The 8,210-nt window shown below is 67.7% G+C and carries 6 protein-coding genes; all 6 read right to left on the reverse strand.

What is annotated here, in order from left to right; genetic code table 11:
* Positions 1-139 precede the first annotated feature (139 nt).
* Positions 140-679: a GNAT family N-acetyltransferase gene (locus G370_RS0108415; RefSeq protein WP_019660195.1), complete on the reverse strand. Its 540-nt coding sequence runs from the start codon at positions 677-679 to the stop codon at positions 140-142.
* The gene (locus tag G370_RS0108420; RefSeq protein ID WP_019660196.1) at positions 672-3,797 is read right to left on the reverse strand and encodes an efflux RND transporter permease subunit; all 3,126 of its coding nucleotides are present in this window, start codon (positions 3,795-3,797) and stop codon (positions 672-674) included. Before G370_RS0108420 ends, G370_RS0108415 begins: the two co-directional genes overlap by 8 nt.
* Entirely contained in the window at positions 3,794-4,900 is a 1,107-nt protein-coding gene (locus tag G370_RS0108425; RefSeq protein WP_019660197.1) for an efflux RND transporter periplasmic adaptor subunit, read from the reverse strand. Before G370_RS0108425 ends, G370_RS0108420 begins: the two co-directional genes overlap by 4 nt.
* Positions 4,901-5,171: 271 nt before the next feature.
* Positions 5,172-7,235 carry a TonB-dependent copper receptor gene (locus G370_RS0108430; RefSeq protein ID WP_019660198.1) on the reverse strand — a complete coding sequence of 688 codons (2,064 nt, stop codon included), beginning with the start codon at positions 7,233-7,235 and terminating at the stop codon, positions 5,172-5,174.
* Positions 7,236-7,307: 72 nt separating this feature from the next.
* Positions 7,308-7,739 carry a DUF2946 domain-containing protein gene (locus tag G370_RS0108435; RefSeq protein ID WP_019660199.1) on the reverse strand — a complete coding sequence of 144 codons (432 nt, stop codon included), beginning with the start codon at positions 7,737-7,739 and terminating at the stop codon, positions 7,308-7,310.
* 207 nt (positions 7,740-7,946) lie between these two features.
* A partial coding sequence (locus tag G370_RS0108440) for an IS3 family transposase (protein WP_019660200.1) occupies positions 7,947-8,210 on the reverse strand: 264 nt, incomplete at its 5' end.

Raw genomic sequence — 8,210 nt, forward strand, 5'->3', positions numbered from 1 at the left:
CGGCTGGAGGGGACCGGTCGATTCTCCCTGATCGAAGGCCGCTGCGGTAGCGCTGTCTTGTAGCGCCGAGCCCATGCCCGGCTTGGGCCCCGGAATCAGCCGAGCATGGGCTCGGCGCTACAGCGGCCAGCCCGCGCGTTCAGGGCAGCTGCGTGCGTACCCGGGCGAAGCGGCGCAGGTCGTGCAGCACGCCGCGCTTGTAGACCGCGCAGCGCTCCACGCCCTCTTCCTGGAAGCCGTTCTTCTCCAGCACCCGGGCCGAGCCGAGATTGAAGTCGACCACCGTGGCCTGCAGCCTGAACAGGCGCAGCTCGTCCATCACCCAAGGCGCAAACACACCGACCACCCGGGTCATCAGGCCCTGGCCCCAGTAGGCCCGGCCCAGCCAGTAACCCAGTTCGGCGGTATGCCCACGCTCGGCCACGCCCTGCTGGGCACCGACGCTGCCGCAGGCCTGGCCGTCTATCTCGATGGCCAGGTTCAGGGTGCCGGGAGCCAGCACGCGGCCGGCGAGGAAGGCCTCGCCATCCCCGCGCGTGTACGGGTACGGAAAGCGATCACGCAGGCCCCGCGACACCTCGGCGTCGTTGGCGTGGTGCAGCAGCGATTCCAGATCATCCGGGCGCCAGGGGCGCAATTGGAAGCCTTCACCTCGCAGCACGGTGGTCGGGTCAGGCATGGCCACCCACCGACGGTGATTCCGCTTCCTGCTTCTCCAGCTCGCGCTTCACCGCTTCCGGCGAGCGGGTGTACGGGGCCAGCCGTGCGTAGAACGCCGGCACCACGAACAGCGACAGGAAGGTCGAAAGGGTTACGCCGAAGATGATCACGATGCCGATCGTGCCACGGCTGGCCGAGCCGGGGCCACCGGCCACCACCAGCGGAATCGCGCCGACCACGGTGGCGATCGAGGTCATCAGGATCGGGCGCAGGCGCACCATCGCCGATTCGATGATCGCCTCGCGCACCGTGCGCCCGTCATCGCGCAGCTGGTTGGCGAATTCGACGATGAGGATGCCGTTCTTCGCGGCCAGGCCAACCAGCATCACGATGCCGATCTGGCTGAACAGGTTCACCGTGCCGCTACTCACCCACAGGCCGACCAGCGCACCGAGCACACCCAGCGGCACGGTCAGCATGATGGTGAGCGGGTGGATGAAGCTTTCGAACTGCGCGGCCAGCACCAGGTACACCACCAGCAGGGCCATCGCGAAGGTCAGCAGCACCGCGCCGCCGGCACTCTGGTACTCACGCGACTCACCCTTCCAGTTCACCTGTGCGTACTGCGGCAGTTCTTCCCGGGCCACGTTCTGTGCCCAGGCAATGGCCTCGCCCAACGGATAGCCTGGCGCCAGGCCGGCACTGATGGTGATCGAGCGCAGTCGGTTGAAGCGGTTCAGGGTTCCGGCCTCGGCCACTTCGCTCAGCGTGACCAGGTTGGACAGCGGCACCAGCTCGCCGGAGGTGGCACGCACGCGGATCGCGGCCAGGTCGGCCGGGCTGGCACGGCCATCGCGCCCGGCCTGCACCAGCACGTCGTACTCCTCGCCGTTGTCGACGAAGGTGGTGACGCGGCGCGAACCCATCATGGTTTCCAGCGCCGATCCGATCGCGGTGACCGGCACGCCGAGGTCGGCCGCGCGCTGGCGGTCGATGTTCACCCGCATCTGCGGCCGGGTTTCCTTGTAGTCCGAGTCCGGGCCAACCAGGCCGGGATTGTCGGCCATGCGCAGCAGGATGCGGTCGCGCCACTGCGCGATCTCGGCATATTCGGGGCCGCCCAGCACGATCTGGAACGGCTGCCCGCCACTGCGCACCAGGCCACCGCCCACCTGCGTGCGCACGCGCACACCGCGGATGGTGTCCAGTTCTTTCTGCAGCGCGTCGGCCACTTCAGGCGTCCCCTCGCTGCGCTGGCGCCACGGCTGCAGGAAGATGCTGACGCGGCCGGTGTGCATCTCCTCGCTGGCGCCCCAGCCGCCCGGCACGCGCGGGTTGGCGCGCACGATCGGCTTGTCCGGGCCGACATGCGGCGCCAGCAGCGCTTCTACCTGCTGCACCTGCTGCACGGTGTAGTCGTAGCCGGCGCCTTCCGGGCCGTCGATCATGATCTGGAACGAACCGCGGTCTTCGGCCGGCGCCAGTTCCGACGGCAGCAGCTTGAGCAGGCCCCAGCTGGCAGCCAGTGCGGCCACCATCACCAGCAGGTAGATCCAGGTGCGGTCGACATGGTGGTCGAGCACGCGGCCATAGCCCGAAGCCAGGCGCTCCAGATTGCGGTTGATGAAGCCATGCAGGCCACGTGGTGCCTGCCCGGTGTGCGGCTTGAGCAGCTTGGACGCCATCATCGGCGTCAGCGTCAGCGCTACGAATGCGGACAGCGCCACCGCTGCCGCCAGCGCCACCGCCAGCTCGCGGAACAGGCGCCCGGTATTGCCTTCCAGGAAACCGACCGGCAGGAACACCGCCACCAGCACGGCGGTGGTGGCGATCACCGCGAAGGCAACCTGCGTGGTACCGCGCTTGGAGGCCACCAGTGGGGGCTCGCCCAGGTCGATGCGGCGCTGCACGTTTTCCACCACCACGATCGCATCGTCCACCACCAGGCCGATGCACAGCACCAGTGCCAACAGGGTCAGCAGGTTGATCGAGAAGTCGAACGCGTACAGTGCGATGAACGCGGCCACCAGGCAGACCGGCACGGTCACCGCCGGAATCAGTGCGGCACGGAAGCTGCCGAGGAACAGCCAGATCACCGCCAGCACCAGGATCATTGCCTCCACCAGCGTGGCGTAGACGCGGTCAACGGCGGCTTCGATGAAGGTGGTGTTGTCGAACGCAACAAAGATCTGCGTGCCCTTGGGCAGGGTCAGTGCCACCCGCTCGGCTTCAGCGCGCGCGGTGCGCGCCACGTCCAGCGAGTTGGCGGTGGAGGTCTTGACGATGCCCAGGCCGATGCCGGGTTCGCCGTTGCTGCGGTAGTACGCGCGGCGTTCCGCCGAGGCCAGCTCGATCTTCGCCACGTCGCCCATGCGCACCACGTAGCCGTCGCGGCCCTTGCCCAGCGGGATGGTCGCGAAGTCTTCGGGCTTGATGTAGTTGCGCTCCACGCGCAGGGTGAAATCACGGTCGGTCGACTCGATGCGGCCGGCCGGCAGTTCCACGTTCTCGTTGCGCAGTGCGGTTTCCACGTCGCCGGTGGTCAGCCCACGTGCGGCCAGCTGGTCGCGGTCCAGCCAGATGCGCATCGCATAGCGCTGGCGGCCGCCGATGCGGACCTGGGCCACGCCGTCGAGGCTGGAGAAGCGGTCGACCACATAGCGGTCGGCGTAATCGCTCAGTTCCAGCGTGTCCATGGTCGAAGAGACCATGTTGAACCAGATGATCGGGTCGGCATCGCTTTCGACCTTGGCGATTTCCGGCGGCCGCGCTTCTTCCGGCATGCGGTCGGCGACGCGGCTGACCGCATCGCGCACGTCGTTGGCCGCCGCTTCGATATCGCGGTTGGAGGTGAACTCGATGCTGACCTGCGAGCGGCCGTTGGTGCTGCGCGCGTTGATCGTATCGATGCCTTCGATGCCGGCCAGTGCATCTTCCAGCACCTGGGTGATGCGGCTTTCGATGACCGCCGCCGAGGCACCGGTGTAATCCACCGACACCGAAACAATGGGCGGGTCGATGGCAGGCAGCTCGCGCAGGGTCAGGCGGGTGAAGGACATCACGCCCAGCACCAGCAGCAGCAGGCTCATCACCACGGCGAACACCGGCCGCTGGATGGAGATGTCGGACAGTTTCATCCGCCGTGCCCCTCGGCCGCGGCCGGTGCCGGCGCGGCATCCGGTTTCGCGCCGCTGGCCGGTGCCGCATCCCTGGCCGCGACCTTCAGGCCCGGGCGCAGCTTGCCGGTGCCATCAACCACGATGCGCTGGCCCGCTTCCAGCCCCTGCTTGATCTCGACCACGCCGGCGCGGCGCGCACCGGTGACCACGTCCACGCGCTCGACGCTGTCGTCGGCCTTGATGCGGTACACGAAGGTATCGCGGCCGACCTGCACCACGGCGATTTCCGGGACCACCAGCGCCGGGCGCTCGGGGCGGAACAGCCGCACGTCCAGCAGCATGCCCGGGCGCAGCGCATGATCGCCGTTGGCGAAGTCGGCGCGCACGGTCACCGCACGGGTGACCGGATCGATGCGCGCATCGATGGTGCTGACCTCACCCTCGAAGGTGCGGCCCGGCCACGCCACGCTGGTGGCGCTGACCTTGTCACCGACGCCCAGCGCAGCCAGTTCCACTTCCGGCACCTGGAAATCGACGTGCATGTGCTCGATGTCATCGAGCGTGGCGATGACCGTGGTCGGGGTCACCAGCGAGCCGGGGCTGACCTGGCGGATGCCGAGCACGCCAGCGAACGGCGCGCGCACGCGGCGGTCACCGATGTCGGCCTGCATCTGCATCACGCGCGCCTCGGCCGCATCGCGGATCGACTTCTGCGTATCCAGGGTGGCGCTGGACACCAGCCGCTGGGAGGCCAGCTCGCGCTGGCGCCTGTACAGCTGGTCGGCTTCGTGGAAGGTGGCCTGCGCCTGCACCAGCGCGGCCTCCTGGGCCTGCCCGCGCAGGGTCACGATCGGCGCACCGGCGGCCACATGCTGGCCACTTTCAAAGTGCACCTTCTCGACGATTTCGCTGACCTTGGCCGTCACGCTGATGGACTCGCGCGCCTTGGCCGTGCCCAGCGCCTGCAGCGTGTCATTCCACTGCGAGGACTGCACGACCTGCGCGGTCACCGGCACCGCTTCGCCCTGCCGACGGGCGGCGGCCTCCTGTTTGCCCCCGCACCCGGCCAGAAGGGCCAGGCTGAGGCCGAGGGCCAGGGTCGAAGCAATGCGAGCCAACATGAACGGTCCTGATAGATCCACGGCCGCCGAGTGTAGGCAAGCACCCGTGGAAGCGATATGTGCCAAGCGTTTACTGGCGTGGCACCGGCGGCGCGATAGCGCCGTGAACCTGTTCCGTGCAAGGCTCGCAGCAGCGGTGTCGGCATGTGTCGAGGTGTATCCCGCCGTGCGCCGCAGGCGTTGTCATCGTAGAGTCGAAGCTGCCCGACAGAGGGCGTCGGGCGGGGACGGATCCTGGCGGGGATCCGGCCCCGTTTTTTTTCCCGGCCGATCAGTACCGGTAGTTCACCTTCATCCACAGGCTGCGCCCGGGCTCGTTGATGCGCACCGGGTCGGCCGGGAAGCCGAAGTCGGCGCTGCCGGCCAGGTTCAGGTGCTCGCTGTAGGCACGGTCGAACAGATTGTCGACGCCGGCGCTGAGCTGCAGCTGCGAACTGAAACGGTAAGCGGCATTGAGCGCGAAGGTAGCGAAGCCGGCACTCGGCCCCAGGTCCTGCGCGACCACGTTGCCCTGCCCATCTGCGACACGATGCTGATGGGTCACCGCACGCAGCAGCGCACCGGCACTCCAGCGCTCGCCTTCCCAGTTCGCGCTCAGGCGTGCTTCCAGCGGTGGCATCTGCGGCAACGGACGCTGCTGGTCGCGGTTCTCGCCCCAGGCATAGGCCAGCGTGCCACCCAGCTTCCACTGCGCAGCCAGGCTCACTTCCAGCCCGGCTTCGGCACCGGCGATGCGCGCATCGACGTTGCGGGCCTGGCTCATGCCCATCATGCCGCTGCCGTGATAGGTGAACAGGATGTAGTCCTGGATCTGCCCGGCATACGCCGATACCCATGCCTGCACACGCGGTCCCTTGAACTGCAGGCCCATGTCGAGCTGGGTGGTGCGCTCGGGCTGCACGCCGGTGAACGCGTTCACTGCGCCCGACGGGCCATGGTTGGGCGAGAACAGTTCCCAGTAGTCGGGCATGCGTTCACTGTGGCCGAGGCCGGCGTACCAGGTCAGGCCGTCGGCAAGGTCCTGCTCGTAGCGCAGGAACCCGCTGCCGAGCCATTCCTTGCGCGTCTGCCCGGCGCTGGGATTGGGCCGGTTGCCCATCATGCCGCCGATCGATTGCCGCTCATCGCGGGCGCTGGCACGGTCGATGCGCAGGCCACTGATCCAGCGCTGGTCCGTGCCGGCCCCCAGGGTCAACTCGGTGAACACGCCATAGCGGTGGAAGTTCGCATCGGTCTGCCACGCGGCCTGGCGGTAAGTATCGCGGCCCATGCCGTTGCGGCCACGGTGGCGGCTGTCCTCACCGTCCACACCGGCCACCAGCTGCACCTCCTGCCAGCGCCACTCGGAACTGGCCCGGCCGCCTTGGGTTCGGCGGTCCACATTCGAAGCCATCGGCATGCGCATCATGCTGTTGGGATTCGGCGTGCGCAGCGTGTAGTTGTCCATCACATGGTCGGCTTCGTTGTAGTACACGTTGGCCTGCAACGTTTCCCACGCGCCCGGCAGGTTGCGCTTCTCGAAGCGTGCCGCGTAGCTGGTGCGCTCGAACGCGGCGCCGTCCATGCCACGCCCGGCATAGCGCGCGATCGCATCGCCGGCACCGGCGGAGATTTCCAGCAGCGTATCGGCGTCCGGCGTCCAGCCGATGGCCACGTCGCCGTTCCACTTGCGCCACTTCGACGGCACCACGTCACCATGACCATCCTTGTAGTCGTCCGCTTCCGAGCGATTGCCGCTGGCACGCACGTAACCGGCCGGATTGCCCAGCGTCAGGTCCAGCACCTGGTCGTTGCGGTTGCGCGAGCCGACCAGTCCACTGGCATCGGCACGCAGACCGGGTTCCTCGAAGCGCGGCGTATCGCGCTCGAAACGGATGGTGCCGGCCGAGGCACCTGCGCCCCAGCGCACGCTCTGCGGGCCCTTGATGATGGTCAGCCGGTCGAAGCTCTCCGGCGCGATATAGGAAAGCGGATTGTCCATGCGCGACGGGCAGGCACCGATCAGGTTGCCATCGTTGCTGAGGATGTTCAGCCGCGAACCGAACATGCCGCGCAGCACCGGGTCACCGTTGGTGCCGCCGTTGCGGATGGCGGAGAAGCCAGGCACGGTCTTCAGGTAATCGGCGCCATCACTGGCGGGGACCGGCTGCCGCGGAAGGCGCGGATCGGTCACCCAGTGCAGTGGCGACGAAGGCGCGGCGGCAGTGACCACCATCGTGTCGAGGGTGCGCGCTTCTTCGGCAGGCGCAGCGTGGGCCAGTGACGCGGCCACGGCCACGCCAAGGGCAACCGGCAGGCGCGCGCAGGCGCCCGCGGGGCGGGAAGTCATTTTCATCGGAACAGCTCCAAGGTACGCACGCGCGCACGGCGCCCGGTCAGGCGTCGTGCGGCAGATTCGATAGGGACATCAGCGGACGATGGAGGAGCGTGGTGGTCCACGTGCGGCATGCGCCGGCCAGCGCAGTGCCGGCAGCACCTGTTGCGACCACGGGAACACCAGGCGTGGCCGCCACAGCAGCGGCAACTGCAGCACCAGCACCGCCAGCCACGGCAGCAGGCGCATGGCCAGCACGCAGTATTCGCAGACTTCGCCATGCATGGCGTGGGGGTCGGCTGGCCGGTTGGGTGCTGCCTGCGAAGCGCCATGCGGGTCGTGCCCGGCCATGGTCATGTCGTGCATGCCATGGCCCATGGCGGCGTGGTCCATGCCCGCCATTGCGGCGTGGCCCATCTGCGGCGCCTGCAGCGCGCGGCTGACCAGCGGCGCAAGCACCATCAGCAGCGTCGCCAGGACGGCGAGCTGGAGCAGAAGGCGCTGCGGGCGGGACAGGCGGGTCACCGCGCTAGTGTAGAGGCGGGTCCAGGGTTGCCCTGTGCGACGAACCGTCGCAGGAGGGGTTTATCGGCAGGGCTGCGCCCTGCACCCGCCGAATCAACGTCAACGTCAACGTCAAAAGCGGGCAATCCGTGGGATGGCGGGGCGGGTCCGGTTGCGGGAGACGCCGTAAACCCATCCATGAAGTGACCCCCGAGACTTGGACAGGGGTCAGGCGGCCGATTGGGCCTGTTGGGCCTGCTCCCGGTACTGTACCGGGCTCAGGCCCTTCAATTTCAATTTGATTCGCTCTTGGTTGTAGTACTGGATGTATTCCACCAGCCCCGCCTCCAGACTCTCGATGCTGTCAAAGTTGTTCAGGTAAAAGAACTCCGACTTCAGCGTCCCAAAGAAGCTCTCCATCGCTGCATTGTCCAGGCAGTTGCCACGCCGGGACATGCTTTGTTTTAAAGAGTGCTTTTCCAGCATGTGGCG

This window comes from Stenotrophomonas hibiscicola ATCC 19867 (assembly GCF_000382065.1).
Taxonomy (GTDB): domain Bacteria; phylum Pseudomonadota; class Gammaproteobacteria; order Xanthomonadales; family Xanthomonadaceae; genus Stenotrophomonas; species Stenotrophomonas hibiscicola.